Below are 26381 nucleotides of genomic sequence, written 5' to 3'. Positions count from 1 at the left end.
CGCTCTCCGCCGCCGGGCTGTATAACGGTATGCAGCGACACATTGCCTGAATAGGTGGCCGGTGTGTGCCGACGCCTCGGCGCTGTACTCTCCCGAGGCGTCGAGGAGATCTGGAGGGGGAGTACGTCATGAGCGCGACCGACAGCCCTGCGAACCGGTTGCAGGCGCTCTTCGAGGGCCACCGGCTCACGCCGACCCAGCGCCGCATCGCGCACAGCATGGTGCGCCGGGCGGCCGACGTGCCGTTCCTGTCCAGCGTGGAGCTGGCCGAACTGGCCGGGGTCAGCCAGCCGTCCGTGACCCGGTTCGCGGTCGCCCTCGGCTTCGACGGCTACCCCGCCCTGCGCAAGCACCTGCGCGAGGTCGTCCCGGCCGAGCCGGCCGCCGAGGCCGGTGCCTACAACGAGTACCAGCAGGCCGTCGAGGCCGAGATCGAGAACCTCAGGCACCTGGCCGAGCTGCTGGCCGACCCCCGCCCGGTGCAGCGGGCCGGCCGGATCCTCGCGGCCTCCCGCCCGCTGCCGGTGCTCGGGCTGCGCGCCGCCGCCTCGCAGGCGTACGGCTTCGCCTACTTCGCCGCCAAGGTCCATCCGGACGTCCGGCTGCTCCACGAGGGCGGCACGATGATCCACGACCGCATCGACGCCGCCGTCCGGGCCGGCGCCACCGCCCTGCTGTGCTTCGCGCTGCCCCGGCATCCCCGGGAGGTCGTGGACACCCTCGCCTACGCCCGGGACGCGGGGCTGACCGTGGTCACGGTCGCCGACTCGGCGTTCGCGCCGGTCGCCAAGCACTCCGACCTGCTGCTGCCCGCCGCCGTCGGCACCGGGCTCGCCTTCGACACCGCGTGCGCGCCCATGCTGCTCGGCCGGGTGCTGCTGGAGGCGCTCTGCGACGACCTGCCGGACGCCCAGGCCCGCCTGGAGGAGTTCGACGTGCGAGCGGCGGCCCGCGGCCTGTTCGTGGAGTGAGGCTTCCGCACGGCCTCTCTCAGACTCGTCTCACGTTCTGCCGTTAGCGTCTGCGCGAGACGCGAACGCTGTGGAGACACGTGACACGGGAGGCCGACGTGGCGCGCGGAGGACAGGGGCTGGCCCGGGTGGCCGTCGTGGTACGGGCGGGGGCCGCTCCGCTGTGGTGGCTCGGAGTGGCCGCCGCGGGGATCGGTGTCGCGCCCGAGGGACTGACCGGGCGCCGGATCGGAGTGCTGGCCGGGGCGGTGCTGTTCCTGGTGGGCGCGGCCGTGGTGCCGCTGGTCCGGCGGGGCCGGTACACCGCCCTCGCCCGTGGGGTGGCCCGCGCGGGCAGGCACGACGTGCTGCAGGACCGCGCGGTGACCGTGCGGGTGTGGCGCCGGGGTCACCGCTGGTGGCTGCTGCTGGGCGCGGCGGTCGCGCTCGGCTCCGCCTTCGCGGTGCCCGCGGCCGGCGGCATGCTGCTGGCCGGGCTCGGCACCGGGCTGCGGCTGAAGGCGGCCTGGCTCGGGCGGCTGGAGCGGGCCGAGCAGACGCTGCTGTGGGTGCGCGTGGACTGGCTCGACCGGCGCGGCGGGCGCCCGGCGGGCAGGGCCGTGAAGGGCCTGCGGGGTACGGGCGTCGCGGCCGGCGACGCGGCCCCCGGCGGGACCCGTCGCCGTACCACGGCGTTCGTCTGAGGCGCCGTCAGACCTCCAGGTCCGCCTCGATCTTCTTCAGCTGGTGCCGGGCCATCGCCAGGTTGGCCCGGCCGTCCAGGACCAGGTAGAGGAACAGGCCGTTGCCGCCGCGGCCCTTGAGCAGGCGGATCAGGTGGTACTGGTCCGACAGCGTGATCAGGATGTCCTCGATCTCGCCCTTGAGGCCCAGGTGTTCCATGGTGCGCATCTTGGCGCGGATGACGTCGGTGTTGCCGGCGGCGGCCACGTTCAGGTCGAAGGTCTTGCTGCCGCCCATCGTGCCCAGCGCCATCCCGCTGGTGTAGTCGACGAGCGCGACGCCGGTGGCGCCCTCGATGGAGGTGAGGGCTTCCTTCAGTGCGGTCTCGGTGTTGGCCATGGTCGGTCCTCTCAAAAGGGTCAACTGTCGGTTGCGGTGTGCGCCTCGGCGCTCGTCGTGCGGGTCGTACGGGTACGGGCCGGGGGTGCGGCGCTGACGGCGCCCAGCGCCCTGCCGGCCGGGCGGGCCGCCCGGGCGGCGGCCTCGGCGGCGTCCAGCAGCTCCCCGACGCGGGCGCCGGCCCGGCGGCCCTCCAGGTGCAGCCGGCCGACGTTGACCCGGTCCTGGGCGAGCAGCGTCAGCACGGCGGTGCGGCCGGCGGCGTAGGTGGCGATGTAGCCCCGTTCGCCGCGCACCAGCAGCTCGCGGAAGCCGCCGTTGCCGGTGGCGTCGGTGATCCGTACGGCGACGCCGAGCGCGGCGGCGGTGAGCGCGGCCAGGCCGTCCGGGTCGACTCCGGGGGTGTCGTGGGCGACGACGAGGCCGTCGACCCCGGCCGCGAGGGCGCCGGTGAGCTGCGGGACCCGGGTGCGCAGCCGGTGCAGTTCGGTCAGGACGGTCTGCAGGTCCTCTTCGGCCACCATCAGGTGTCTCCTCTCGGCGGGGCGGTGCCGTTCAAAGCGCCTCCAGCGCATCCCTGAGCCTCTTCAGCAGCGCGATGTCGGGGTCGGTGGTGACCTGGTGGAGCGGGGCCGGGGGTGGCGCGGGCGGTGCCGCGGGGACGGGCGTGATCTGCCCGGCCGCCGTGAGCCGGCGCACGTCGACCAGCGTGTGGAAGGCCTGCCGGCCCAGGTTCCGGGCGATGTCGGCGGCCGTGCGGAGGCCGTCCACGCGGTCCAGGACGGCCCGCTGCCGGGGCGTGACCGGTGCGGCCGGGGCGCGGTCGGCCGGGGCCGCGCGGATCAGCGGGGCGCTGTCGGCGGCCGGGTCGGGCCACAGCCGGTGCAGCAGCAGGCGGCGGCGCAGCGTCTCGTGCTCCAGCGCGACGACCGGGACCGAGGGCAGCGGGCCGAGCCGGGGCGTGTGGTCGTAGCGGAACCGGCCCGGGGTGCTGCTCGGTGCCAGCGCGAAGTACCCCGCGTCGTACAGCGCGTCCAGGTGGCACAGCTCCAGTGCGCCGGTGGGCAGCACCCCGGAACTCAGCAGGAGTTCGGCCGCGTGCAGGGGGCCCGGGGTCCGGGCCGCCGCCCGCTGCCAGGCGGCGCTCGCGAGGGTGCCGTGCGCCGTGAGGAGGACGTCGAGGCCGGGGGCGAGGGGGCTCTCGGCGTGCACCACCCGGCCCTCGGCGAGGTGCAGCACGCCGTGTTCGCGGACCAGGATGCCGGTGGCCCGCTCCTCGGCGAGCCGGGTCAGCATCGGGGACAGGGCGCGGACGGCCCGCTTGTCGCGCACGGGGAGCGCCGGCGGAGGGGTTCTGACCGCGCTCATCCCAGCACCAGCCGGGCCGCCATCTCGCCGAGCCGGATCCGGGCGAGCGCGAGATTGCCCTCCTCGCGGCCGAGCCACAGGTGCAGGAACACGCTGCTGTCGAAGGACGTGTCCACGAAGCGCAGCAGGTGGTAGCTGTCGCCGTTGCTGATGATCACGTCCTCCACCGGTGCGGGCGCGTCGCCGCGCGCCGCGAAGGTTCCGTGTTCGGCCGCCATCCGGGCCAGTTCGGCGGCCTCGGCGGCGGTCGTCTCGTGGTCACCGCCGGGTGCCTCCCCGACCGTGCCGAGGGCCAGTCCGCTCGTCCAGTCCACCAGCGCGGCCCCCCGGGCACCGGGCAGTCGCATCGCTTCCAGCAGGCACTCGTCGATTCCGGGCACCGTGGCTCCCCTCCCGCCTGGGACTCCGGCTGAGTGACGTCGACACTACGCAACGTGTGCGCGGGAGGTGAGGCCTTTGGCATTTTCCGGTGGAACATGCTTCCGGCGTACTAGTGTTGACCAACTGACGTGTGTGACAAGGCCGTTGATCCATTTGTTCGAGGGGTGACGGGGCGTGTCAACGGCTCTCTGGTGCGCGCAGGGTGGTGAGCGACGACGCGTGCGCCCCTCCCGATTCCGCCACCACCTCCGCGATGGTCTGCGGCTCCCGTACGACCGCGAAGGCGATGCCTCCCGTGCCGTCCGGGGCGAAGCCGTGGATGCCCGGCCGGGCGAGGGAGTTGTAGGCGTAGTGGTGGGCGAAGTAGTACGCGCCCGTGTCCAGCGCGGCCGCGTAGTCGCCCTGCTCCAGCGGGGGCAGGGCGCGCCCCTCGGCGAGCAGGTCGCCCGAGAAGCAGGCCGGCCCGGCCACGTCCTGCACCGTCTCCGGCCCCGTCTTCGGGTACCCCGCGGCGTCGTACGCGGCGATCCGGAGCGGCCAGGCCCCCGGCATGTACACGGTCCGTGCCGCCACCTGCACGCCCGCGTGCGTCACCGCGATCCGCCGCCCGCCCGCGGTCTTGGCGTACTCCACCCGGGCCACCACCGTCCCCTGCTTGGCCATCAGCGACCGGCCGAACTCGGTCACCAGCCCGTACCGCCCGTCGAACAGCCCCGGCACCTCCGCGGCCAGCAGCCGCGCGTACTGCGCGTACGACGGGGCGGTCTCCTCCGCCGCGACGTTCACCGGCAGCCCGCCGCCGATGTCGATGGTGTCCACCTGTCGCCGCCCGACGGCCGCGTTGATCTCCTCCGCGAGCGCGTACACCTCCGCCACGCCCCGGGCCAGCAGTGGCAACGGGATGCCCTGCGAGCCGGTGTGCGCGTGCAGCCGGGTCAGCCAGGGGCGCGCCGCGTACGCCCGTACGACCCAGGCGCGCGCCCCCTCGTCCCGCAGCGCCACCCCGAACTTCGAGGTCCGTGTCGCCGTCGACGTCGCCCCGATCGTGCCGCCGCCGATCTGCGGGTTGACCCGGATGCCGAGCGGGGACCGGGTGGGGGCCGAGTGGACGAGGGCGTCCAGGCGGTCCAGCTCCTGCGGGTTGTCCGCGTTCACCGCGATGCCGAGGGCCAGGGCCTCGCGCAGCTCCGCCGGGGTCTTCGCCGGGGAGTCCAGCACGGTCCGCTCGGGCGGCACCCCGGCCGCCCGGGCCAGCGCCAGCTCCCCGGGGCTGGCCACCTCCGCCCCGATGCCCGCCTCGTGCAGCAGCCGCACCACCGGCACCAGCGGGGTCGCCTTCACCGCGAAGGCGTGCAGCACCGGCGTGCCGGGCGCGGTCACCGCCTCGAACGCCGCCCGCAGCGCCGCCGCCGACTCCCGGATGCCGATGACGTCCAGCAGGCCCACCACGGCCGCGTCGGGGCCCAGCAGCCCCTGCGCGACCGCCGCCCGCACCGCCCGGTCCCGCCGGTCCGCCCGCTCCCGGGCCTCGCCCTCGCTCGTGCGCTCGTCCTGTGCGTGCCCCTGCGCGTACTCCTGCGCGTACTCCTGCTCCACGGCTTCCCCGTCCTGTGTCGGCTACCGGTGCTTCCAGACAAACATCCGCCGCGCCCGGACGCGGCCGCCCCGATGTATTGACTAGCTCTATTCAGAGGGACAGGATGTGAATAGACGTAGGCACAGGAGGAGGCAGACGATGTCGGGACCCCGCCCCGTACGAGCACCGCGCGGCACGGAACTGAGCACCCTGGGATGGCAGCAGGAAGCCGCCCTGCGGATGCTGCAGAACAACCTCGACCCCGAGGTCGCCGAGCACCCCGACAAGCTCGTCGTCTACGGCGGCACCGGCAAGGCCGCCCGTGACTGGCGTTCCTTCGACGCCATGGTCCGCACCCTGCGGACCCTCAAGCAGGACGAGACCATGCTGGTCCAGTCCGGCCGCCCGGTCGGCGTCATGCAGACCCACGAGTGGGCCCCGCGCGTCCTCATCGCCAACTCCAACCTGGTCGGCGACTGGGCCAACTGGGAGGAGTTCCGCCGTCTGGAGGCCCTCGGCCTGACCATGTACGGCCAGATGACCGCCGGCTCCTGGATCTACATCGGCACCCAGGGCATCCTCCAGGGCACCTACGAGACCTTCGCCGCCGTCGCCGCGAAGAAGTTCGGCGGCACCCTCGCCGGGACGATCACCCTCACCGCCGGCCTCGGCGGCATGGGCGGCGCCCAGCCGCTCGCCGTCACCATGAACGACGGCGTCGCCCTCTGTATCGACTGCGACCCGCGCGCCATCGAGCGCCGCATCGAGCACCGGTACCTGGACGTCAGGGCCGACAGCCTGGAGCACGCGCTGCAGCTGGCCACCGAGGCCCGCGACCAGCGCAAGCCGCTGTCCATCGGCGTCCTCGGCAACGCCGCCGAGCTGGTCCCGCAGCTGCTCGCCATGAACGCCCCCATCGACATCGTCACCGACCAGACCTCCGCCCACGACCCGCTGGCGTACCTGCCCGTCGGCATCGCCTTCGAGGACATGGCCGACGCCGCCGCGAAGGACCCGGCCGGCTTCACCACGCGGGCGCGCGAGTCGATGGCGAAGCACGTGGAGGCCATGGTCGGCTTCATGGACGCCGGTGCCGAGGTCTTCGACTACGGCAACTCCATCCGGGGCGAGGCCCGGCTCGCCGGCTACGACCGGGCGTTCGCCTTCCCCGGCTTCGTCCCCGCCTACATCCGCCCCCTCTTCTGCGAGGGCAAGGGCCCGTTCCGCTGGGCGGCCCTCTCCGGCGACCCCGCCGACATCGCCAAGACGGACAAGGCGATCCTGGAGCTCTTCCCCGAGAACGAGTCCCTGGCCCGCTGGATCAAGATGGCCGGCGAGCGCGTCCACTTCCAGGGCCTGCCCGCGCGCATCTGCTGGCTCGGCTACGGCGAGCGCGACAAGGCCGGCGAGCGCTTCAACGACATGGTCGCCTCCGGTGAGCTGGCGGCCCCGCTGGCCATCGGCCGCGACCACCTCGACTGCGGTTCCGTCGCCTCCCCGTACCGCGAGACCGAGGCCATGCTCGACGGCTCCGACGCGATCGCCGACTGGCCGCTGCTGAACGCCATGGTGAACGTGGCCTCGGGCGCGTCGTGGGTCTCCCTCCACCACGGCGGCGGCGTCGGCATGGGCCGCTCCCTCCACGCGGGCCAGGTCACCGTGGCCGACGGCACGAAGCTGGGCGGCGAGAAGATCCGGCGCGTGCTGACCAACGACCCCGGCATGGGCGTCATCCGGCACGTGGACGCGGGCTACGACATCGCCGAGTCGGTGGCGGCCGAGCGCGGGGTGCGGGTGCCGATGCGCGAGGGTGACCAGGCGTGACCTTCCACAGCATGTGGGCGGAGCTGCTGCCGATCGGCCGCAGCTCCGCCTCCGGCGGCTACCGGCGATACGCCTGGACCGGGGCCGACGCCGACTGCCGGGCCTGGTTCAAGGAGCAGGCGGAGGCCCGTGGGCTGGTCCACGAGGTCGACCGCAACGGGAACCAGTGGGCCTGGCTCGGGGACCCCGACGCCGGGGACGCCGTCGTCACCGGGTCGCACCTGGACTCCGTGCCGGACGGAGGCGCCTTCGACGGGCCCCTCGGCGTCGTGTCCTCCTTCGCCGCGCTGGACGAACTGCGCGGCCGGGGAGCACGGTTCGGCAAGCCGCTGGCCATCGTCAACTTCGGTGACGAGGAGGGGGCCCGGTTCGGGCTCGCCTGTGTCGGCTCCCGCCTCACCGCCGGCCACCTGACCGTCGAGCAGGCCCACCGGCTCACCGACGGGGACGGCGTCAGCCTGCCGCAGGCCATGGAGGCCGCCGGGTACGACCCCGAGGCCATCGGCCCCGACCCCGCACGGCTGGCCCGGATCGGCGCCTTCGTGGAACTGCACGTCGAACAGGGCCGCGCGCTGGACCTGTCCGGCGACCGGGTCGGCATCGCCGGCGCCATCTGGCCGCACGGCCGCTGGCGCTTCGACTTCCGCGGCGAGGCCAACCACGCCGGCACCACCCGGCTGGTGGACCGGCGCGACCCGATGCTGTCGTACGCCGAGACCGTCCTCGCCGCCCGCCGGGAGGCCGAACTCGCCGGTGCCGTCGCCACCTTCGGCAAGATCTCCGTCGAACCGAACGGCGTCAACGCCATCCCCTCGCTGGTGCGCGGCTGGCTCGACTCCCGCGCCGCCGACCAGGAGACCCTGGACACGGTCGTCGGGGGAGTGGAGAAGGCCGCGCGGGAGTACGCCACCACGCACGGCATCGATCTCGACGTCGTCCGGGAGTCCTTCACCCCGGTCGTGGAGTTCGACCACGCCCTGCGCGACGAACTCGGCCGCATCCTGGGCAAGGACACCGACCTGAAGGTGCCCGTCCTGGGAACCGGCGCCGGACACGACGCCGGGATCCTCTCCGGGAGCATCCCGACCGCCATGCTGTTCGTGCGCAACCCCACCGGTGTCTCGCACTCCCCGGCCGAGTTCGCGGCCGAGGACGACTGCGTGGCCGGGGTGCACGCACTCGCCGACGTACTGGAAGGGCTGGCCTGCACGTGACGACGGAGACGACGCGGACGTACTGGCTGGAGCACGCCTGGCTCGGCACCCATGTCGAGCCGGGTGTGCTGGTGCGGGTCGCGGACGGCCGCGTCACCGCCGTCCGCACCGACGTGCCCACCCCGCCGCCCGGCGCCGAGATCCTGCGCGGGCTGACCCTGCCGGGCCTCGCGAACGCCCACTCGCACGCCTTCCACCGGGCGCTGCGCGGCACCGTCCAGGTCGGCTCCGGGACCTTCTGGACCTGGCGCGAGGTCATGTACTCCGTCGCCGACCGGCTGACCCCGGAGACCTATCACGCCCTCGCCCGCGCGGTGTACGCCGAGATGGCGCTGGCCGGCATCACCTGCGTCGGCGAGTTCCACTACGTGCACCACGCCCCCGGCGGCACCCCCTACGCCGACCCCAACGCCATGGGCGAGGCACTGATCGACGCCGCCGCCGAGGCCGGCATCCGGATCACCCTCCTCGACACCTGCTACCTCTCCTCCGGCTTCGGCGAGGCCCCCGACGCCCACCAGCGGCGATTCTCCGACGGCAGCGCGGAGGCCTGGGCCGAACGCTGTGCAGTTCTCAAGGAGCGGGACCACGCACGGGTCGGGGCGGCGATCCACTCGGTGCGGGCGGTGCCCGCGGGGCAGCTGGCGACCGTGGCCGGATGGGCGGAGGAACGACGGGCCCCGCTGCACGTGCACCTGTCGGAGCAGACCGCCGAGAACGACGCGTGCCTCGCCGCGCACGGCCGGACGCCCACCCGGCTGCTCGCCGACCACGGTGTCCTCGGTCCGCGCACCACCGGCGTGCACAACACCCATCTGACCGACGAGGACATCGCCCTGCTCGGCGGCTCCGGCACGGGCACCTGCATGTGCCCCACCACCGAGCGGGACCTGGCGGACGGCATCGGTCCGGCCGTCGCCCTCCAGCGGGCCGGCTCCCCGCTCTCCCTCGGCTCCGACAGCCACGCCGTCATCGACCTGCTCGAAGAGGCACGCGCGATGGAACTGAACGAGCGGCTGCGCACCCGCACCCGGGGCCACTGGACCGCCGCCGCGCTGCTGCGGGCCGCCACCGCCGACGGTCACGCCGCCCTCGGCTGGACGGATGCCGGCACCATCGAGCCGGGCGCGCTCGCCGACCTGACGACGATCGCCCTGGACTCGGTCAGGACGGCCGGGCCGGTGCCCAGGCTGGGCGCCGAGACGGCCGTATTCGCGGCGGGCGCGGCGGACGTGAGGCACACGGTCGTGGGCGGCCGGCACGTCGTACGCGACGGGGCGCACACGCTCGTACCGGACGTGCCGCAGGCGCTGGCCGCCGCCGTCGAAGCCCTGCGCGGCTGAGGACCGCCGACCCCCACAAGGACGACACCATGAGCAGCAGCACCGTCATCACCAACATCGCCACGCTGGTCACCAACGATCCCTCCCTCGGCGACGGCTCCCCCCTGGGCCTGATCCAGGACGCGGCCGTCGTCGTCGACGGCGACCGCATCGTGTGGACCGGTGAATCCAGCAAAGCACCCGCCACTGACAACCGGGTCGACGCCGGCGGCCGGGCGGCGCTGCCGGGCTTCGTGGACTCGCACTCCCACCTGGTGTTCGCGGGCGACCGGACGCAGGAGTTCAACGCCCGCATGTCCGGCCGCTCCTACACGGCGGGCGGTATCCGCACCACGGTCGCGGCCACCCGGGCCGCGAGCGACGCGGAACTGGAGGCGAACCTCACCCGTTACCTGGACGAGGCCCTCCGCCAGGGCACGACGACGTTCGAGACGAAGTCGGGTTACGGCCTCACCGTCGAGGACGAGGCCCGCGCCCTGCGCCTCGCGGCGAAGCACACGGACGAGGTGACGTACCTCGGCGCGCACATCGTCTCCCCCGACTTCGCCGACGACCCGGCGGCCTATGTCGCCCTGGTCACCGGCGAGATGCTGGACGCCTGCGCGCCGCACGCCCGCTGGATCGACGTCTTCTGCGAGAAGGGCGCCTTCGACGGCGACCAGGCCCGCGCGATCCTCACCGCTGGCCGGGCCCGGGGCCTGCACCCGCGCATCCACGCCAACCAGCTCTCCTACGGCCCCGGCGTCCAGCTGGCCGTCGAGCTGGACGCGGCCAGCGCCGACCACTGCACCCACCTCACGGACGCGGACGTCGACGCCCTGGCCAACGGCCGTACGGTCGCGACCCTGCTGCCGGGCGCCGAGTTCTCCACCCGCGCCGAGTGGCCGGACGCCCGCCGTCTCCTGGACGCGGGCGTGACGGTCGCGCTGTCCACCGACTGCAACCCGGGCTCGTCCTTCACCTCCTCCGTGCCCTTCTGCATCGCCCTGGCCGTCCGCGACATGCGGATGACCCCGGACGAGGCGGTCTGGTCGGCCACGGCGGGCGGTGCCGCGGCCCTCCGCCGCACCGACATCGGCCGCCTCACCCCCGGTGCCCGGGCGGACCTCGTCCTGCTCGACGCCCCGAGCCATGTCCACCTGGCCTACCGGCCGGGGGTGCCGCTGGTCAGCGAGGTGTGGCGCAGGGGCGAGCGGGTCGCCTGAGCGCCGGCCGGAAAACCGGGAAGGGCACGCCGCCCGGCCGCCCGGCTGGAGGACCGGACGGCCGGACGTCCGGAAGGGCTGCGGGGCCCGAGGGGCTGGGGGGCCGAGGGACTGGGGGGCGCGAGGACTCAACGGCCGGAGGGCTGAGGGGCTGGAGGGCTGAGGGACTGGAGGGCTGGACGGCGAGCCGGTCAGACGGGCTCCCCGGCCGAGTCTCCCGAGACGCTCCCGACCGTGCCGCCCCCTCCGCCGCCCGCACTCCCGCCGGACTTGCCGCCGCCCGCGCCCGCGCCCGTGCTCGTACCCGCGCCCGCGCCCGTGCTCGTACCCGCGCCCGCGCCCGTGCCCGCGCCCATGCCCGTGCCGGGCCGCGGGTCGGCCCGCCCCGCGCCGGCGGCCTCCCGCTTCCGGTCCGCCAGCGTTCGTCCCCACGCCGTACCGGCGAGCACCAGGACCGCGCCGAGCAGACCGAGGACGCCCGGCCGGTCACCGCCCACGGCGATGCCGACGGCCGCGGCCCACACCGGCTCCGTGCCGAGCAGCAGACTGACCCGGGACGGGGAGGTGCGGCGCACCGCCCACATCTGCACGAAGAACGCGAACAGCGTGCAGAACGCGGACAGGTACAGCAGTCCCAGCCAGTCCCCGCCGTCGAAGCCGGCCGCGGCCGACCAGGGCGAGGCGCCGGTGCCCGGCAGCGCCACCAGCACGGCGAACACGAGGACCGCCCCGCCCAGTTGGACGGTGGTCAGCGACAGCGCGTCCGCGCCGCGCACCGACTCCATCCGGGACATGGCGAGGACGTGCACGGTACGGGCGACGGCGGCGCCGAGCATCAGCAGGTCACCGCCGGTCGGGGCGGTGAAACCCGCGCCCTGGGTCAGCAGGGCCACGCCCAGCACCGACAGTCCGGCCGCCGCCATGAAGGACCCCGGCAGCCGGGTGCCGCGCACCCTGCTCTCGGCGAGCGGGGTGAACACCATGGTGAGGCTGATGATCAGTCCCGCGTTCGTCGCCGAGGTGTGCACCACCCCGTACGTCTCCAGCAGGAAGATCCCGGCGAGGATCAGCCCCAGCACCCCGGCACCGCGCAACTGCACCGCGCTCAGCGCGCGCAGCCGCAGCCACCCGGCGGTCACCAGCACCGGCAGGGCGACGGCGAACCGCAGTACCAGGACGGCGAGTACGGTCCGCTCCGTGGTGACGCCCTTGGCGGCCAGATAGCTGGAACCCCACACCACCGCGACCAGCAGCACGGGAAGATCGGTCGGCCGGCCGCCGCGGGGCGCGGTGACGGTCATGGACACTCCTCGGGAGGACGTACGGAGGACGTGCGGAAACGTACGGGAACGTACGGAGGACGTACGGAAACGCACGGAGGACGACGCACGGCAGGAACCCTACGGTCGGCGGGAAGAACAGACGGCCGGTGGTCAGGACGGCGTGTACGCGATCACCAGGCCGTCCGGAACGTCAGGCGGCACCCGCCCGCCACCGCTGGCCCGTCCCGCCGTCCAGTGGTCGCAGGGCCACGCCGTCGCCGCCGTCCGGTGTCACCGCCGTCTCGACGGCGATGCGCGGGCGGATCGTGCCGTCGGGGTCGACGGTGAAGCGGAGGTTGTCGCCGTTGCGGCCGTGGACCGAGTCGCACTCCCAGATGCCCACTCCCCGGTCGGCCGAACCCCGGCTGTCCAGGCAGAAGTCGTCGTCGGCCGCCGAGCGGAGCACCCCCGGGTCGGTGTCGACGCGCCAGCGCTGGGTGGGAGAGGCGGAGCAGGGGGCCGTGAGGACGTCGTTGCCCTCGGAGAGGTCGCCGTCGCGGATGTCCAGGCAGCGGCCGGAGGCGAGGTTGACGACCTGCGCGTAGGTGGTGCCCGGCGGGGCGGGCGGAGGGGTCGGGCGGGGCGTCCTCCGGCGGGCCGGGGTGGGGGACGGGCGGTGCGCGGAGGGGGTGGGGGAAGGGGGCCCGGCGGTGGGGGACGGGGAGGGGGAAGCGGTAGGGGAGGCCGGTGGGGTGGTGGCGGAGGGCGTGACGGAGACCGTTGCCGTCACCGTCACCGCGGGGGTCGCCGCCGTCGGCTGCTGGTCGCCGGTGCGCGCCGGGGCGAGCAGATGGACGAGGAGCGGGGTCAGGGCCACGACCAGGGCCGCCGACCCCAGCAGAACGCGGCGGCGGGACGCCGGGCCCGCCTTGTCCGCCGCTCCGGCCACGGCCACGGGCGCGGGCGGCGGATCCTGGGGCGGGTACGCCGTTCCGCGCCATGGCAGCAGGCCCTCGGCCAGGGTCTGTCGTGGCGCGTCCCGCAGCGCCCGCAGGTCCTCGAACCCGGCCGTGCAGTGCGGGCAGCGCGCCATGTGGGCGTCCAGGTCGGCGCTGTGGCGCGGCGCGTCCGGCCGGACCGCCTCCTCGATCAGCCGCCGGAAGTCCGCGCAGCGCGGGTCGTCGGAGGCGGCCAGACGGTGTCGCAGACAGGCCCGGGCGAGGTCGCCGAGGGCCTGCGGGGTGCCGTGGGTGACGTCCGCGCGGCTCAGGCCGAGGAAGGCGGCGGTGCGTTCCACGGGTTCCGCGTCGAGGACGCCGTACCAGAGCAGGCCCTGGGTGCGGGACGGCAGGGACCGGAACGCCGGGAGGAGGGGCGGGGTGGGGCCGTCGGGCAGGCCGGCCGCGTTCAGCACCAGCAGCAGGCCCGGGTCGACGCCCGCGGAGCGTTCGTCGTGCGCCCAGCCGGCCGCCAGCCGGACGGTGAGCAGCAGCAGCCGGTGCCGCAGGGGGACGGGGGGTTCGACGCCGCGGGCGGTCTCGCGGGCGGCCGTGGTGAACGCCTCCGCCGCCAGCCGGCGGGCCACGGGCTCGCTCGCCGCGCACAGCCGGGCGTAGCGCAGGACCGCGGGGTGGTGCCGTCGGCGCAGCTCCTGGAGCGCCGGGTACGCCGTGCCGGCGGCGGAGCGCAGCAGCTCCGTCAGCCGTGCGTCCGGTGCGTCCTCGTGGCCCTCCGCCGTGGCGTGGTCCCCCTCGGCCATGCGACACCCTCCGTCCCGAGAAGGCAGCTGACATACCAGCCGGTTCGGTGGCCCATAGTGGTGGACGACGTCGCCCGCGGGAAAGAGGTTTCGCCGGTTGATCGCGTAACGGAGGGGACGGGGGCCGAGGTGACCGCACGACGGTCCGGGCGCCGGACATCCTTCGGCAGGCCAGGCCAGGCCAGGCCAGGCCAGGCCAGGGCAGGCCAGGCCAGGGCAGGGCAGGGCAGGGCAGGGCCAGGCCAGGCCAGGCCGGGCAGGGCCTTCCGGGCCGGGCTGCGCCGAGTTGAGCCGGGCGGAGTTGAGCCCGGCCGAGTCGCGGCGGGCAGAGCCGCGGCGGGCAGAGCCGCGGCGGGCAGAGCCGCGGCGGGCAGAGCCGCGCCGGGCCGAGTAGCGCAGAGACGCCCCGCCCGACCCCGAGCCGTACCGAGCCACCCGGCCCCGAGCCGCCCCTGGCCGCCCGGGTCCCGGGCCGCGTCCGAGTCACGCCGCTCACGCCGCCGGGTCACGCCGCTCCGGACACGGCGAAGCGGCCCGGGGCCGGGGCCGGGCCGCGTTCCGTGGTCCGGGCGGGAGGGTCACTCCTCCAGGGTCAGGCCCTTGCGCAGCCGCACCAGCGTGCGCGACAGCAGCCGTGACACGTGCATCTGGGAGATGCCGAGTTCCTCGCCGATCTCCGACTGGGTCATGTTCGCCACGAAACGCAGGGAGAGGATCTTCCGGTCCCGGGACGACAGATCGGCGATCAGAGGCTTGAGCGACTCGATGTACTCGATGCCTTCGAGTCCGTGGTCCTCGTACCCGATGCGGTCGGCCAGCGCGCCCTCGGTCTCGTCCTCCTCGGGCTGGGCGTCCAGCGAGGAGGCGGTGTAGGCGTTCGAGGCGGCCATGCCCTCGACGACCTGGTCGTTGGAGATGCCGAGGCGCTCGGCGAGTTCGGTGACCGTGGGGGCGCGGTCCAGCTGCTGCGCCAGTTCGTCGCCCGCCTTGGCGAGGTCGAGCCGCAGCTCCTGAAGCCGGCGCGGGACGCGCACGGACCACGAGGTGTCACGGAAGAACCGCTTGATCTCGCCGATGATGGTTGGCATCGCGAAGGTGGGGAACTCCACGCCGCGGGCGATCTCGAAGCGGTCGATCGCCTTGATCAGGCCGATGGTGCCGACCTGGATGATGTCCTCCATCGGCTCGCTGCGGGAGCGGAAGCGGGAGGCGGCGAACTTGACGAGCGCCAGGTTCAGCTCGACAAGGGTGTTGCGGACGTACGAGTACTCGTGCGTCCCTTCCTCCAGCGACTCCAGTCGCTCGAAGAGGGTCTTGGACAGGGCCCGCGCGTCGACCGGGCCGATCTCGTCGTACGGGGGGATCTCCGGGAGTCCCTCGAAGAGATCGAGGGCGTCGATGGGATGATCCAGTTGTTCCGGTGGGGGTGTCGACGTCGCGATCGGGGTAGGCGATGCGTCGAGCCGGGGTGACATGGGTGTCCTCCATCGTTCTCGGCTTATGGCTGCCGAAGCCAATTGCGTGCACTGCGGTGTGCGGCGCCTCCGAAGCCGGCGTGTAGGGGTGTGTGTCCTTACTAGGCCTACCCGCTCCACCGAGCGGGTCGCAAGTGCGTTCTGTTGCGATATGTCCGATTGTGCGCGGATGTTCGGGTGTCGGAGTGCGCTTGGAAGGCGTAATGTTCGAGGGCATCAGCAGCCACGACCTCGGGAGAGAGACGGCATGGACCACGGGACGGTCGGCAGCGCACAGTCGGGCCGGCTTCTGGTGGAGGTGCGGGAAGAGGGCTCCAGCGCCGTTGTGACACCGGCGGGTGAGCTGGATCACCACACCGCCGATCTGTTGCGCGAGCCCCTCGACGACCTCCTGGCCAAGGGCTTCTCGCGGCTCGTCGTGAACTGCACACGCCTGGAGTTCTGCGACTCCACGGGGCTGAACGTCCTGCTCGGCGCCCGGCTGAAGGCGGAGGCCGCGGGCGGCGGGGTTCACCTGGCCGGAATGCAGCCGGTCGTCGCCCGCGTGTTCGAGATCACCGGAGCCGAGGCGGTGTTCACCGTCCACGACTCCGTGGAGGCGGCACTGGCCGACGGTGCCGACTGAGCCGCCGCCCCTCCCCGCCGCCCCGGTCCGCCCACCGGCTTTCGCGAGCGTTGCGCGCGTCACGCCGAAGTTGGGGGTGTTTCGCCGGATCGGTCGGGCAGGAGAGGGCAGAAGAAGGCAGGAGGCGTCCGGCACGGGACCCCGCCCGGGCCGCGGGCGTACGGTGCCGGGCCGGCGGCCGGACGGCGTACGGCCGCACGGCGTACCGCCCTGCCGGACCTTCGACCGGACCCCTGGCCGGACTTCCGACCGCGCCGCGGGCCGGACTGCTGACCGGACTTTTGAAATCGTGAACTGGTGAATCGGTGAGGTGAAGCGCTGATGAGCACCACCCGGCCTTACTCGCCGGGCGACCGCGGCCCGGAGCCCAGCGGCGCTTCCGGCGTGCCCGAAGGGGCCGCGCCGACCGTCGGCGCGCCCGCGGGGGCAGCTGTGTCGTCCGTGTCGTCCGCGCCGTCCGGCCCGGCCGCCGGTGCGTCGGCGGGGGCGGACCCGCAGGTGCGCAGGCTCCGCCTGGCGGGAGAGAGCGGAGTCGTCCCCCTCGCCCGTGACTTCGCCCGGCAGGCGCTGTACGCGTGGGGCTGGCTGCCCGCCGCCGCGGCCGATCAGCGGGCCGCCGCCGAGGACGTGCTGCTCGTCGTCTCCGAACTGGTCACCAACGCCTGCCTGCACGCCGAGGGTCCCGAGGAGATCGTCATCTCCTGCGACAACAAGGTGATCCGGGTCGAGGTCTCCGACCAGGGCACCGGCCAGCCGGCCCCGCGCACCCCGCACCGCGCCGGCCGCCCCGGCGGCCACGGCATGTTCATCGTGCAGCGGCTGTGCCTGGACTGGGGCGTCGTGCGCGCGCAGGGCCGCTCCGGCAAGACGGTGTGGGCGGAACTGGGCGCCCCGGCCTGACCGACGCCGGGGGCACCCGAGCCCCCGCCTCCCTCCACTCCGGCACCCCTTCGCGCACGCCGGATCGTCACAACTCCGGCGTGTGCCGCGTCTTCCTTCCTCACGACCCCGGGCGTACCTTGACGGCCGAATCTGATATGCCGTCAGGAATGAATGGGGTGGACCGAACGTGTCGTACCCGAAACGAACCGCCGCGCTCGCGTCCGTCGCGGCCCTGGCCGGCTCGGCGGTGCTGCTGGCCGCGCCGGCGGCCCACGCCGACGTCGTCGACGTCAACTACCGCTGTCAGACGCCGATCGGCGTCAAGAGTGCCGTCTCGCCCATCGACATCAAGGGCGTCAAGAGCGGCAGCGGCTACACGGTCACCATGTCCTGGCAGAAGGGCGTCTCCTCCAGTCCGGTCGAGCTGGGCAAGGGGGCGATGAGCCCGAGCGCCACCATCGCGTTGGGCGGCGCCGACAGCGGCACGCTCGCGGTCAGCGGCCCCGCCAACGCCGCGGCCATCCCGGCCAACACCCCCATCAAGATCAGCGACTTGAGCGGCACCTACACGCCGAAGAAGAGCGGCAAGGTCACCTTCACTGCGGGCACGCTCACCATCAAGGCGCTCGGCACGACGACGACGTGCACGCCGACCAACAGCCCCAAGGCGTCCCTGACCCTGGACGTGACGGCGGCGGGCGGCTCGTCGTCCGGCGGCTCGTCGTCCGGCACCTCCGGGTCCACCGGGGCCTCCGGCGGCTCCGGCGGTTCGTCCACCGGCGGGCAGCTGCCGCAGACCGGCCCCGAGGACTCCGCGGTCGCTCTCGGCACACTCGGCGGCACGGTCCTCCTCGCCGGCGCGGCGGGCGCCCTGTGGCTGACCCGACGGAACCAGACCGCCCGCCGCTGACGAACGCCGCCGATGGCACGCGAGCGCCGCCGATGGCACGCGAGCGCCACCGATGGCACGCGAACGCCGCCGATCGCACGCGAACGCCGTCAACCGCAGGCGAACGCCGTCGACCGCAAGCCGCTGACCGCCCCAGCCCGGCCCGACCGCGCACCCACGACGGCCTCGCCCCGCCCGCCTCGCCCCGCCCGCCTCGCCCCGCCCGCCCGCCGCAGACCGCCTCGCCCCGGTCGCTCCCCGCCGCCCCGGCGCCGCCCGCTGAACCGTCCGGCCACCACCGCTGGAGCCGCCCATGCCGCCCGCCGCACGCGTCCTCGGCCCGCCACAGCGCACGACGTGCGCCACGAGCACCGCATGCACGCACACCGCATGCACCGCCTGCACCACATGCACTGCCTGCACCACATGCACCACATGCACAGCGCCTACGATGTGCACCCCGCGTACCACGCGCACCCCACGTACGACACCCTCGCGATCATCGCGCCCCCCGCTGGCCCTCGTCGCCCTGCTGCTCCCGCTCGCGCTGCTGACCGGCGCCCCGCCCGCCCAGGCGCAGTCCGGCGGCTGGTCCCTCGCGCCTCTGGGCGGCGGGCGCCCCGCGTTCTACGCCGAGGGCGCCCCCGGGACGGTCCTGCGGGACACCGTGTCCGTGACCAACCGCGGCCGGACCCCGGTCACGGTCCGGCTGCGTGGCACCGGCGTGCCGGCGGTGTTCGCCCGCAGCGGTCTGCGCATCCCCGCCCGTACCCGGGCCGAGGTGCCGTTCACCGTGACCGTGCCGCAGGCCGCCGCCCCCGGCGACCGCACCGGCGCGATCGTCGCGCGGGACGCGCACGGCCGTACCGTGCGCGTGCCGGTCCGGCTGCGCGTCGGCGGCCCCTCGCTCGCCGCGCTGACCGTCGAACACCTCGCCGTCCACGCCGACCGGATCACGTACGAGCTGGTCAACCGTGGTACGACCGTCCTGGTGCCACGGCTCGCGGTGCGCGCCGACGGTGTCTTCGGCCGGCTCCTGGAGCGGGCCCCGCGCACCCTGCCGGTCCGGCTGCCCCCGGGCGCCCGCCGCACGTTCAGCGAGCCGTGGCCCGGCCGGCCGGTGCTGGACGAGGTGCGGGTACGGCTGACGGTGACGGCGGCGGGCGGGGCGCGGGACACGGCGGCCGCGTCGGCCGCGTACGTGCCGTGGGGCGCGGTGACCGGCGGTGCGGGCGCGGCGGTCGCGGGTACGGCCGTCCTCCTGCGCCGGCGGCGCGCGCGCCGGACGGGGCCCGCACCCGTGGCTGCCGGGGCCGAGCCGACGGGAGCAGTGTCGTGAGGCGGCTCGTGCTGCCGGCGCTCGTCGCGCTGCTGCTGGCCCTCGCCGGGCCGGCCGGCCAGGCCGGAGCGGCGGACGGACCGGCCGTGAAGCTGTCGGCGGTCCAGGCCGGCACCGGCGGCTCCGTCACCGTCGGCGGCACCGGCTGGCGGCCCCGCACCCTGCTGATGATGCTGGTCTGCGGGCGGGCCACCCCGGCCCGGGGGGTCGTCGGCGGCACCAACTCCTGTGCCAACGGCGACGGCCGGGCCGTGACCACCGACGCCGCCGGCGCCTTCAGCCGGAGACTGCCGGTCGCCGAACCCCCCGTGCCCTGCCCCTGCGTGGTGCACGTGGCCACCGTCACCGGCGCCAGGGCGGAGGCCGACGCCGTCCTGGAGGTCGCCGGGCATCCCGTGGCCCCGCTGCCCGCCGAGCGCTCCACCGGCCGGCTGGCGGTGCTGTCCGACCCCCGGCTGACCGGGTCGAGCGGCCTGCTGACCTGGTTCGGGGCGCCGCCGAGCCGCACCCTGGTCCTCACCGTCGGCAACACCGGCACGAGCGCGATCGAGAACCCGGTGTTCCGGGTCGGCACCGCGCACGGCGTCTTCGCCCCCGAGTGGGACGAGCGGCAGTGGCGCGGCACTCTGGCGCCGGGGAAGAAGGCGCAGATCAGGCTGCCGGTCGAGCTGTCCGCCGGGGCGCACGGCGACTACACCGTGACGCTGAGGTACACCGGCCGGGTGCTCGCCGAGCAACCGTGGGCCGTGGGCCGGCCGTGGGGCGTGACGCTGTTCTGGCTCCTGCTCTGCCTGGTGATCCCGGCCGCGCTGTTCCGCATCGGCATGGCCGTGGTGGACCGGGGGCGCCCGCGTCGCCCCGGTGGCGGCGGACACCGGCGCCGCCTGTCCCGGCCCGCCCCGCGCCTGCCCCTGCCGCGCTCCCGTACCGCCGGGCCCCCGGCCCCCGCGGCCGGTCCGGCCGCCACGACTCCGACCCTGCCGTGGTTCACCCCGGACTCCGCTCCGGGCGACCCGGCCGGCCGGTCCTCCGCACCGCACCACGACAGCCCGACGAGTCCGACGACTCCCACCACGAAGGGACCCACGTGAGCATGCGAAGGAGAGGCACAGCGGCCGGGGGACGCAGACTGGCGGCGGCCGGGGCCGCGCTGGCGCTCGGCGGTGCGGGCGTCCTGCTGGGCGTGGCCGCGACACCCGCGCAGGCGGCGGAGGTGTCGTACGCCACCCACTGCGTGCCGCCCGCGGGCATCGACCCCGTCGACGGCACCACGAAGGTCGAGATCACCGCGCCGGCCACGGCCGAGGTGGGCGACACCGTGGACGTCGTGTGGAAGTTCGTCCAGGCCGCGTCCAAGAACCCGGACATCATCGACCTCCCCGCCAACTCGGTGCAGCCGTCCGGCGTGCTGAAGGCGGCCGGCGCGCAGACCGCCGACATCGCGATGCGGGGCCCGCGGGAGAACCCCGCGATCCCCAAGGGCGCCGGCATGGTGCTGTCCGACATGAAGGGCACCCTGAAGCTGACGGCGGCCGGCGAGGTGACGCTGACGCCGGACGCGTACACCGTCAACGCGATGTCCACCGACACCAAGTGCTCCCCGAAGGAGGCCGTGCAGAAGGCGGCGACGATCCAGGTCACGGCGGGCGGCGGCACGTCGACGTCGACGCCCACCGGGTCCGGCACACCGACCGGCACGGCGACGCCCACGAAGACGGCCACGGCCACCCCGACGGCCACCGGCGGCACCGGCCAGACCGACTTCACCGGCAAGGAGGTGCAGATCCCGTACTCGTGCAAGACCCCGATCGGCGACAAGAAGGCGACCTCGCCGGTGCAGATCAACGCCAAGAAGGACGGCGGCAGCTACGCCCTCACCGTCCGGTTCGAGAAGTCGGTGATGGACAGCCCCGCGGACATCCCGAAGGACTCCGTGAAGCCGTCCATGGAGGTGGCGCTGGGCGGCGCCGACAAGGGGACGGTGCACGTGGAGGGGCCGGCGAACGCCGGGCCCATCAAGTCCGGCGACCCGATCGAGATCCCCGACCTCACCGGCACCTACAAGCCGGGGGCGAGCGGCTCCTCGACGCTGTCCCCGGGCGTGTTGACGGTGAAGGCGCTCGGTACGACCACGACCTGCACGCCGGACAGGACGGAGGTCTCGCTCACCCTGGACACCACCGGGCAGCCCGGCGGGGCGGCGGGCGGCACGTCGTCCGGCGGCTCCTCGTCCGGGAGCGGCGGCGGTGACAGTGGTGACGGCGGCCTCGCCGAGACCGGCGCGGGCGACCACGGGGCGCTGAAGGCCCTGGGCCTGGTGGCGGGCACCGCGATCCTGCTGGGCGGCGCGGTGTTCACGTTCCTGCCGGGGCGCCGGGCACGCCGGTGAACGCGAAGGGCCACCGCATCCGAGGATGCGGTGGCCCTTCCCGGAACCTGGGGTCAGGTCAGTGCACGTCGCCCATCAGGGACTTCACGTTGCGGCGGTACATGTAGACCGCGACACCCGCGACGGCGGCGAGGATCGCCTCCACCAGGACCGCGCCGGAACCGCTGAGGTCGACACCCGCGATGGCCGGGTTGGACAGCAGGCTGGTGATCGAGTCGCCCGCGGTGACCGCGAGGAACCACACGCCCATCATCTGGCTGGCGTACTTGGCCGGAGCCATCTTGGTGGTGACCGACAGGCCGACCGGCGACAGGCACAGCTCGCCCACGGTCTGGATCAGGTAGATGCCCACCAGCCACATCGGGCTGACCTTCGTGCCGTCGGACGCCATGCCCAGCGGCAGCAGGAAGAAGAAGAACGAGACGCCGATGAAGAACAGGGCGGCGGCGAACTTCGCGACCGTGCTCGGCTCCTGGCCCTTGCGGCTCAGCCACAGCCAGAACCAGGCGAAGACCGGGGCCAGCGCCATGATGAACACCGGGTTCAGCGACTGGTACCACGAGGACGGGAAGTCGAGGCCGAACAGCGAGCCGGCGGCCTTGTTCTCACCGAAGGCCTGGACGGTGGAGCCGCCCTGGTCGTAGATCATCCAGAAGACGGCGGCGGCCACGAAGAACCAGATGTAGCCCGTCATCTTGGACTGCTCGACGTCCGAGAGGTCCTTGTCCCGCTTGATGCGCAGCAGCACGCCGGCCGGGATGATCAGACCGATCACGGTCAGCGGGATCATCGCCCAGTTCAGGGTGAAGTGGCCGCTGATGCCGACGATGCCGTAGAAGACGACGGCGACGGCCAGCCAGATCAGGCCCTTGCGCAGCCAGGTGGCGCGCTCCTCGGCCGCCAGCGGCTTCGGGACGACGCTGCTCTGCGGGCTCAGGTTGCGGGTGCCGAGGAGGAACGCGGCGAGACCGATGGCCATGCCGACCGCGGCGAGACCGAAGCCGAGGTGCCAGTTGACCTCCTGGCCGACCGTGCCGATGATCAGCGGCGCGAAGAAGGCACCCATGTTGATGCCCATGTAGAAGATCGTGAAGCCGCCGTCCCGACGCGGGTCGTCCGGACCCTTGTACAGGTGGCCGACCATGGTGGAGATGTTGGCCTTCAGCAGACCGGAGCCGAGCGCCACCAGCGCCAGACCGGCGAAGAAGGGCGCCTGACCGCCGGGCAGGGCCAGCACCACGTGACCGGCCATGATCGTGACGGCCGCGATGGCGACGGTCTTGCGGGGACCCCAGACGCGGTCGCCGAGCCAGCCGCCGGGCATGGCGAGCAGGTACACCATCGACAGGTAGACCGAGTAGATCGCGGTCGTCGTGGCCAGGTCCATGCCGAGCCCGCCGCCCATGCTGCCCTTCTTGGCGTCGGGGCCGCCGGAGAGCAGGTAGACGACGAGCAGGGCCCTCATGCCGTAGAAGCTGAAGCGCTCCCACATCTCGGTCATGAAGAGAGTGGCCAGTCCGCGGGGGTGGCCGAAGAAGGTCTTCTCGGAACCGGGGGTGCCCGGGCGGACCGAGTCCTTCGTCAGGCTGGACGCCATGGTCGTTCCTTGCGTGGTCGGGACGCGCGGCTGGAGCGTTGCGCGCCCGGTGGGGGTGCGGCCGGCACCGGCAGGGTCGGTCGTCCACCCCCACGCCCAGGGGGAGTCCGCTCCGGATCGCGGAGCGGCGGACGGCGACCACCGGGATCCACGCCCCACGACGCGTCGCTGCGTCCGGAGCCCGGCCAGAGGTCATTCCTTTCGAGGCTGATCTTCATCAGCCCGTACACAAAAGAGACCTTCAGCGTCGACTGCTCGCCAAAGGTCCCCGGTGCGCACTACAGGCGTTCAGGTCACCATACGGCAGGACACTGCCGGATATGGAAGGACTTGAGACGCGGATCACAGGTGTCGCGGGAACCGCGCAACCGGATTCGAAGGTCTCTCCTACGATCGCATCCCCAGGTCAATGGTTCGTACCAGCGGGGCGCGAAGGTAAGAATCCTGGAAACCGATCACACCCCGGCACCGTGCGCGGGCGGTCTACCATCACCTCATGACCCGTGTACTGCTCGCCGAGGACGACGCGTCCATCTCGGAGCCGCTGGCCCGCGCCCTGCGCCGGGAAGGTTACGAGGTCGAGGTGCGCGAGGACGGACCCGCCGCGCTCGACGCCGGAATGCAGGGCGGCGTCGATCTCGTCGTGCTGGACCTGGGCCTGCCCGGCATGGACGGCCTGGAGGTCGCCCGCCGGCTGCGCGCCGACGGCCACACCGTACCGATCCTCATCCTGACCGCGCGGGCCGACGAGGTGGACACCGTCGTCGGCCTGGACGCGGGCGCCGACGACTACGTCACCAAGCCCTTCCGGCTCGCCGAACTGCTCGCCCGGGTGCGGGCCCTGCTCCGGCGCGGCGCCGCCGAACCGCAGCAGCCGCCGGCCACCCACGGCGTGCGGATCGACGTCGAGTCGCACCGCGCCTGGATGGGCGACGAGGAACTCCAGCTGACCGCGAAGGAGTTCGACCTGCTGCGCGTGCTGGTGCGGGACGCCGGCCGTGTGGTGACGCGGGACCAGCTGATGCGCGAGGTCTGGGACACCACCTGGTGGTCCTCGACCAAGACCCTCGACATGCACATCTCCTGGCTGCGCAAGAAGCTCGGCGACGACGCGGCGAACCCGAGGTACATCGCGACGGTGCGCGGCGTGGGCTTCCGCTTCGAGAAGAGCTGAGCCCGGCCACCAGCGATCTTCCCCAGGTAACGGATCATGCGCCGACGTCTCATCCAGTCCACCCTCGCCGTCGTCCTCGTGGTGATCGCCGTCTTCGGGATCTCCCTGGTGATCGTCGAGACCCGGACGATCAGCAACAGTGCCCAGGAGCGGGTCGAGTCCGAGGCGGTGCGGCTGGCCAGCATCGTGGACAGCCGGATCCTCGCCGCGGAGAACGTCAACGCGGACGTCCTGCGCAATCCGGTCAGCAAGGACCAGTACGCGGTCATCCGGATGCCCGGCCGGACGCCCATCGAGATCGGCAGCAAGCCCGAGGGCGACACCATCCACTCCACGCAGCACGGCGAGGAGGGCGAGACGGTCACCGTGCAGGAGCCCCGCTCCGCGGTGACCCGCGAGGTCGGCCGGACCCTGCTGATCATCGGGCTGGTCGCGCTGCTCGCGGTGGTGGCGGCGGTGCTGCTCGCGGTACGGCAGGCCAACCGGCTCGCCTCGCCGCTGACCGACCTCGCCGAGACCGCCGAGCGCCTCGGCTCCGGAGACCCGCGCCCGCGGCACAAGCGCTACGGCGTGCCCGAGCTGGACCGCGTCGCCGATGTGCTGGACTCCTCCGCCGAGCGGATCGGGCGCATGCTGACGGCCGAGCGGCGCCTGGCCGCCGACGCCTCCCACCAGCTGCGCACGCCGCTGACCGCGCTGTCCATGCGCCTGGAGGAGATCACCCTGACCGACGACCCGGACACGGTGAAGGAAGAGGCGAACGTCGCGCTGACGCAGGTGGAGCGACTGACCGACGTGGTGGAGCGGCTGCTCACGAACTCCCGCGATCCCCGCACCGGCTCCGCGGTCTCCTTCGAGCTGGACGAGGTCATCCAGCAGCAGCTCGCGGAGTGGCGGCCCGCCTACCGCAGCGCCGGCCGGGCCATCGTCAGCTCGGGCAAGCGGCATCTGACGGCGGTGGGCACGCCCGGCGCGGTCGCCCAGGTGCTGGCCGCGCTGATCGAGAACTCGCTCATGCACGGCGGCGGCACCGTGGCCCTGCGCACCCGGGTCACCGGCAACCAGGCCGTGATCGAGGTCACCGACGAGGGGCCGGGGGTGCCGGCCGACCTCGGCGCACGGATCTTCGAGCGCACGATCAGCGGTCGGAACTCCACGGGCATCGGTCTGGCCGTCGCCCGTGACCTCGCGGAGGCCGACGGCGGCCGGCTGGAACTGCTCCAGGCGCAGCCCCCGGTCTTCGGCCTGTTCCTCTCCCGCACGGCCCCCGCGCGCAAGTCGGACGACGACCGGCCGACGGTCCGCTGAGCGCTCCCCCGCAACGCGGGCCGACGCCCCGAAGCGGTGCCGGCAACCGCGCGACCAGCCACGGCAACGCGACAGCCGCCCACGACAGCGCGGTAGCCGGCCACGACAGCACGGCAGCCGCCCACGACGGCGCCGCAGGCGATCGACGGCACCTCGCGGCGCGGCTCTTTACGGGACGCGCTGGCTCGGCGCCGGTCGCTTCGTCTCCTGCTTCGGGCTCGGCGCGGGCCGCTTCGACTCCTGCTTCAGAATCGATTCGGCGCCGGCCACGGCCTCCCGGGCCGGCATCGTACGGAACACCCAGGTGCGGTACGACCAGAACCGGAACAGGGTCGCCACGCCGATGCCGACGAACTTGAAGACGTTGCTCTGGAGCGGGCTGTCCCAGTGGAAACCGTAGGTCGCCAGGTACAGCACGCCGTTCTCGATCACCAGACCGACCGCGCTGAACAGCAGGAACAGGGTCAGTTCCTTGGTGCGCCCGCTCTTGTCGCGGTCCCGGTACGTCCAGTAGCGGAAGCCGACGTAGTTGAACACGATGGCCACGACGGTCGCGATGATGCTGGCGCGCACCACCGGCAGGTCGGACAGGTGCCGGACCAGGTTGAACGCGCCGAGATTGACGAGGACGCCGGCTCCGCCGACGGCGCCGAACTTGGCCACCTCGCGTACGAGCCGTTGCAGCCCCGAGGAACGAGGTTCCATGGCTGTGCAGCTCCCGTCGCTAGGTTTCGTCAA

23 protein-coding genes and 1 pseudogene are annotated in these 26381 nt (G+C 73.7%); 14 read left to right on the top strand and 10 right to left on the bottom strand.

Going from position 1 to position 26381, the window contains the following annotated elements:
- Nucleotides 1-128: 128 nt before the first annotated feature.
- Together ACZ7KF_RS02855 and ACZ7KF_RS02850 are read left to right on the top strand one after the other, a co-directional pair.
- A complete protein-coding gene (locus ACZ7KF_RS02855; protein ID WP_471068783.1) occupies nt 129-971 on the top strand; it encodes a MurR/RpiR family transcriptional regulator in 843 nt (280 codons plus the stop codon).
- A 98-nt stretch (nt 972-1069) separates the two neighbouring features.
- Nucleotides 1070-1654 (top strand): hypothetical protein, encoded by a 585-nt coding sequence (locus ACZ7KF_RS02850; protein WP_471068780.1) that lies wholly within the window; start codon nt 1070-1072, stop codon nt 1652-1654.
- A 7-nt stretch (nt 1655-1661) separates the two neighbouring features.
- Here the strand turns inward: ACZ7KF_RS02850 and ACZ7KF_RS02845 are convergent, their stop codons facing one another.
- The 5 genes from ACZ7KF_RS02845 to ACZ7KF_RS02825 form a co-directional block, all read right to left on the bottom strand.
- Complete coding sequence (locus tag ACZ7KF_RS02845) at nt 1662-2033, bottom strand: roadblock/LC7 domain-containing protein (RefSeq protein WP_471068777.1); 372 nt, start codon at nt 2031-2033, stop codon at nt 1662-1664.
- 20 nt (nt 2034-2053) lie between these two features.
- The gene (locus tag ACZ7KF_RS02840) at nt 2054-2557 is read right to left on the bottom strand and encodes a roadblock/LC7 domain-containing protein (RefSeq protein ID WP_471068774.1); all 504 of its coding nucleotides are present in this window, start codon (nt 2555-2557) and stop codon (nt 2054-2056) included.
- Nucleotides 2558-2588: 31 nt separating this feature from the next.
- Nucleotides 2589-3401, bottom strand: a complete 813-nt coding sequence (locus ACZ7KF_RS02835) for a transcriptional regulator (RefSeq protein ID WP_471068771.1) — start codon at nt 3399-3401, stop codon at nt 2589-2591.
- Entirely contained in the window at nt 3398-3781 is a 384-nt protein-coding gene (locus ACZ7KF_RS02830; RefSeq protein ID WP_225822278.1) for a hypothetical protein, read from the bottom strand. The genes ACZ7KF_RS02835 and ACZ7KF_RS02830 overlap by 4 nt, the downstream gene beginning before the upstream one ends.
- Before the next feature lie 178 nt (nt 3782-3959).
- On the bottom strand, nt 3960-5276 hold the full coding sequence (locus ACZ7KF_RS02825) for a type III PLP-dependent enzyme domain-containing protein (protein WP_471069562.1): 1317 nt from the start codon (nt 5274-5276) through the stop codon (nt 3960-3962).
- Nucleotides 5277-5517: 241 nt separating this feature from the next.
- On the opposite strand from ACZ7KF_RS02825, the gene hutU reads away from it, so the two are divergent.
- The 4 genes from hutU to hutI are packed head-to-tail and all read left to right on the top strand — an operon-like array spanning nt 5518 to nt 10944.
- Nucleotides 5518-7182 (top strand): urocanate hydratase, encoded by a 1665-nt coding sequence (gene hutU, locus ACZ7KF_RS02820; protein ID WP_471068768.1) that lies wholly within the window; start codon nt 5518-5520, stop codon nt 7180-7182.
- Nucleotides 7179-8396, top strand: coding sequence for an allantoate amidohydrolase (locus tag ACZ7KF_RS02815; protein WP_471068765.1), 1218 nt, complete (start codon nt 7179-7181; stop codon nt 8394-8396). Before hutU ends, ACZ7KF_RS02815 begins: the two co-directional genes overlap by 4 nt.
- Nucleotides 8387-9739 carry a formimidoylglutamate deiminase gene (locus ACZ7KF_RS02810; RefSeq protein WP_471069561.1) on the top strand — a complete coding sequence of 451 codons (1353 nt, stop codon included), beginning with the start codon at nt 8387-8389 and terminating at the stop codon, nt 9737-9739. Before ACZ7KF_RS02815 ends, ACZ7KF_RS02810 begins: the two co-directional genes overlap by 10 nt.
- 29 nt (nt 9740-9768) lie before the next feature.
- Nucleotides 9769-10944, top strand: coding sequence for an imidazolonepropionase (gene hutI, locus ACZ7KF_RS02805; protein ID WP_471068762.1), 1176 nt, complete (start codon nt 9769-9771; stop codon nt 10942-10944).
- A gap of 407 nt (nt 10945-11351) precedes the next feature.
- Here hutI and ACZ7KF_RS02800 read toward each other — a convergent pair.
- The 3 genes and pseudogenes from ACZ7KF_RS02800 to ACZ7KF_RS02790 all read right to left on the bottom strand — a co-directional run.
- Nucleotides 11352-12245: pseudogene (locus ACZ7KF_RS02800) on the bottom strand (DMT family transporter); the annotation flags it as partial.
- 172 nt (nt 12246-12417) lie between these two features.
- A complete protein-coding gene (locus ACZ7KF_RS02795; RefSeq protein ID WP_471068759.1) occupies nt 12418-13965 on the bottom strand; it encodes a ricin-type beta-trefoil lectin domain protein in 1548 nt (515 codons plus the stop codon).
- A gap of 578 nt (nt 13966-14543) precedes the next feature.
- A complete protein-coding gene (locus ACZ7KF_RS02790; protein WP_471068757.1) occupies nt 14544-15440 on the bottom strand; it encodes an RNA polymerase sigma factor SigF in 897 nt (298 codons plus the stop codon).
- A 247-nt stretch (nt 15441-15687) separates the two neighbouring features.
- Here ACZ7KF_RS02790 and ACZ7KF_RS02785 point away from each other — a divergent pair, with 247 nt between their 5' ends.
- The 6 genes from ACZ7KF_RS02785 to ACZ7KF_RS02760 all read left to right on the top strand — a co-directional run bounded on the left by ACZ7KF_RS02785 (nt 15688) and on the right by ACZ7KF_RS02760 (nt 21564).
- Nucleotides 15688-16065, top strand: a complete 378-nt coding sequence (locus ACZ7KF_RS02785; RefSeq protein WP_471068754.1) for an STAS domain-containing protein — start codon at nt 15688-15690, stop codon at nt 16063-16065.
- A 321-nt stretch (nt 16066-16386) separates the two neighbouring features.
- Nucleotides 16387-16965 (top strand): ATP-binding protein, encoded by a 579-nt coding sequence (locus ACZ7KF_RS02780; protein WP_471068751.1) that lies wholly within the window; start codon nt 16387-16389, stop codon nt 16963-16965.
- A 169-nt stretch (nt 16966-17134) separates the two neighbouring features.
- The gene (locus ACZ7KF_RS02775) at nt 17135-17857 is read left to right on the top strand and encodes an LPXTG cell wall anchor domain-containing protein (RefSeq protein ID WP_471068748.1); all 723 of its coding nucleotides are present in this window, start codon (nt 17135-17137) and stop codon (nt 17855-17857) included.
- A gap of 430 nt (nt 17858-18287) precedes the next feature.
- On the top strand, nt 18288-19175 hold the full coding sequence (locus ACZ7KF_RS02770) for a COG1470 family protein (RefSeq protein WP_471068745.1): 888 nt from the start codon (nt 18288-18290) through the stop codon (nt 19173-19175).
- On the top strand, nt 19172-20266 hold the full coding sequence (locus tag ACZ7KF_RS02765; protein WP_471068742.1) for a hypothetical protein: 1095 nt from the start codon (nt 19172-19174) through the stop codon (nt 20264-20266). The genes ACZ7KF_RS02770 and ACZ7KF_RS02765 overlap by 4 nt, the downstream gene beginning before the upstream one ends.
- Nucleotides 20267-20268: 2 nt before the next feature.
- Entirely contained in the window at nt 20269-21564 is a 1296-nt protein-coding gene (locus ACZ7KF_RS02760; RefSeq protein WP_471068739.1) for a hypothetical protein, read from the top strand.
- Between the two features lie 58 nt (nt 21565-21622).
- Here ACZ7KF_RS02760 and ACZ7KF_RS02755 read toward each other — a convergent pair whose 3' ends face one another.
- Nucleotides 21623-23161, bottom strand: a complete 1539-nt coding sequence (locus tag ACZ7KF_RS02755) for a peptide MFS transporter (protein WP_471068736.1) — start codon at nt 23159-23161, stop codon at nt 21623-21625.
- A gap of 496 nt (nt 23162-23657) precedes the next feature.
- On the opposite strand from ACZ7KF_RS02755, the gene ACZ7KF_RS02750 reads away from it, so the two are divergent.
- Both ACZ7KF_RS02750 and ACZ7KF_RS02745 read left to right on the top strand, forming a co-directional pair.
- Nucleotides 23658-24335: a response regulator transcription factor gene (locus ACZ7KF_RS02750; protein ID WP_030653180.1), complete on the top strand. Its 678-nt coding sequence runs from the start codon at nt 23658-23660 to the stop codon at nt 24333-24335.
- 36 nt (nt 24336-24371) lie between these two features.
- Nucleotides 24372-25643, top strand: a complete 1272-nt coding sequence (locus ACZ7KF_RS02745) for an ATP-binding protein (RefSeq protein WP_471068733.1) — start codon at nt 24372-24374, stop codon at nt 25641-25643.
- A 168-nt stretch (nt 25644-25811) separates the two neighbouring features.
- On the opposite strand, the gene ACZ7KF_RS02740 is transcribed toward ACZ7KF_RS02745, so the two are convergent.
- Nucleotides 25812-26348, bottom strand: coding sequence for a GtrA family protein (locus ACZ7KF_RS02740; RefSeq protein ID WP_471068730.1), 537 nt, complete (start codon nt 26346-26348; stop codon nt 25812-25814).
- Nucleotides 26349-26381: the final 33 nt, after the last annotated feature.

The sequence above is a fragment of the Streptomyces sp. NPDC038200 genome (genome assembly GCF_055600785.1).
The sequence above is the reverse complement of the archived record's forward strand: the minus strand, read 5'-3'. Positions and strand labels throughout refer to the sequence as shown.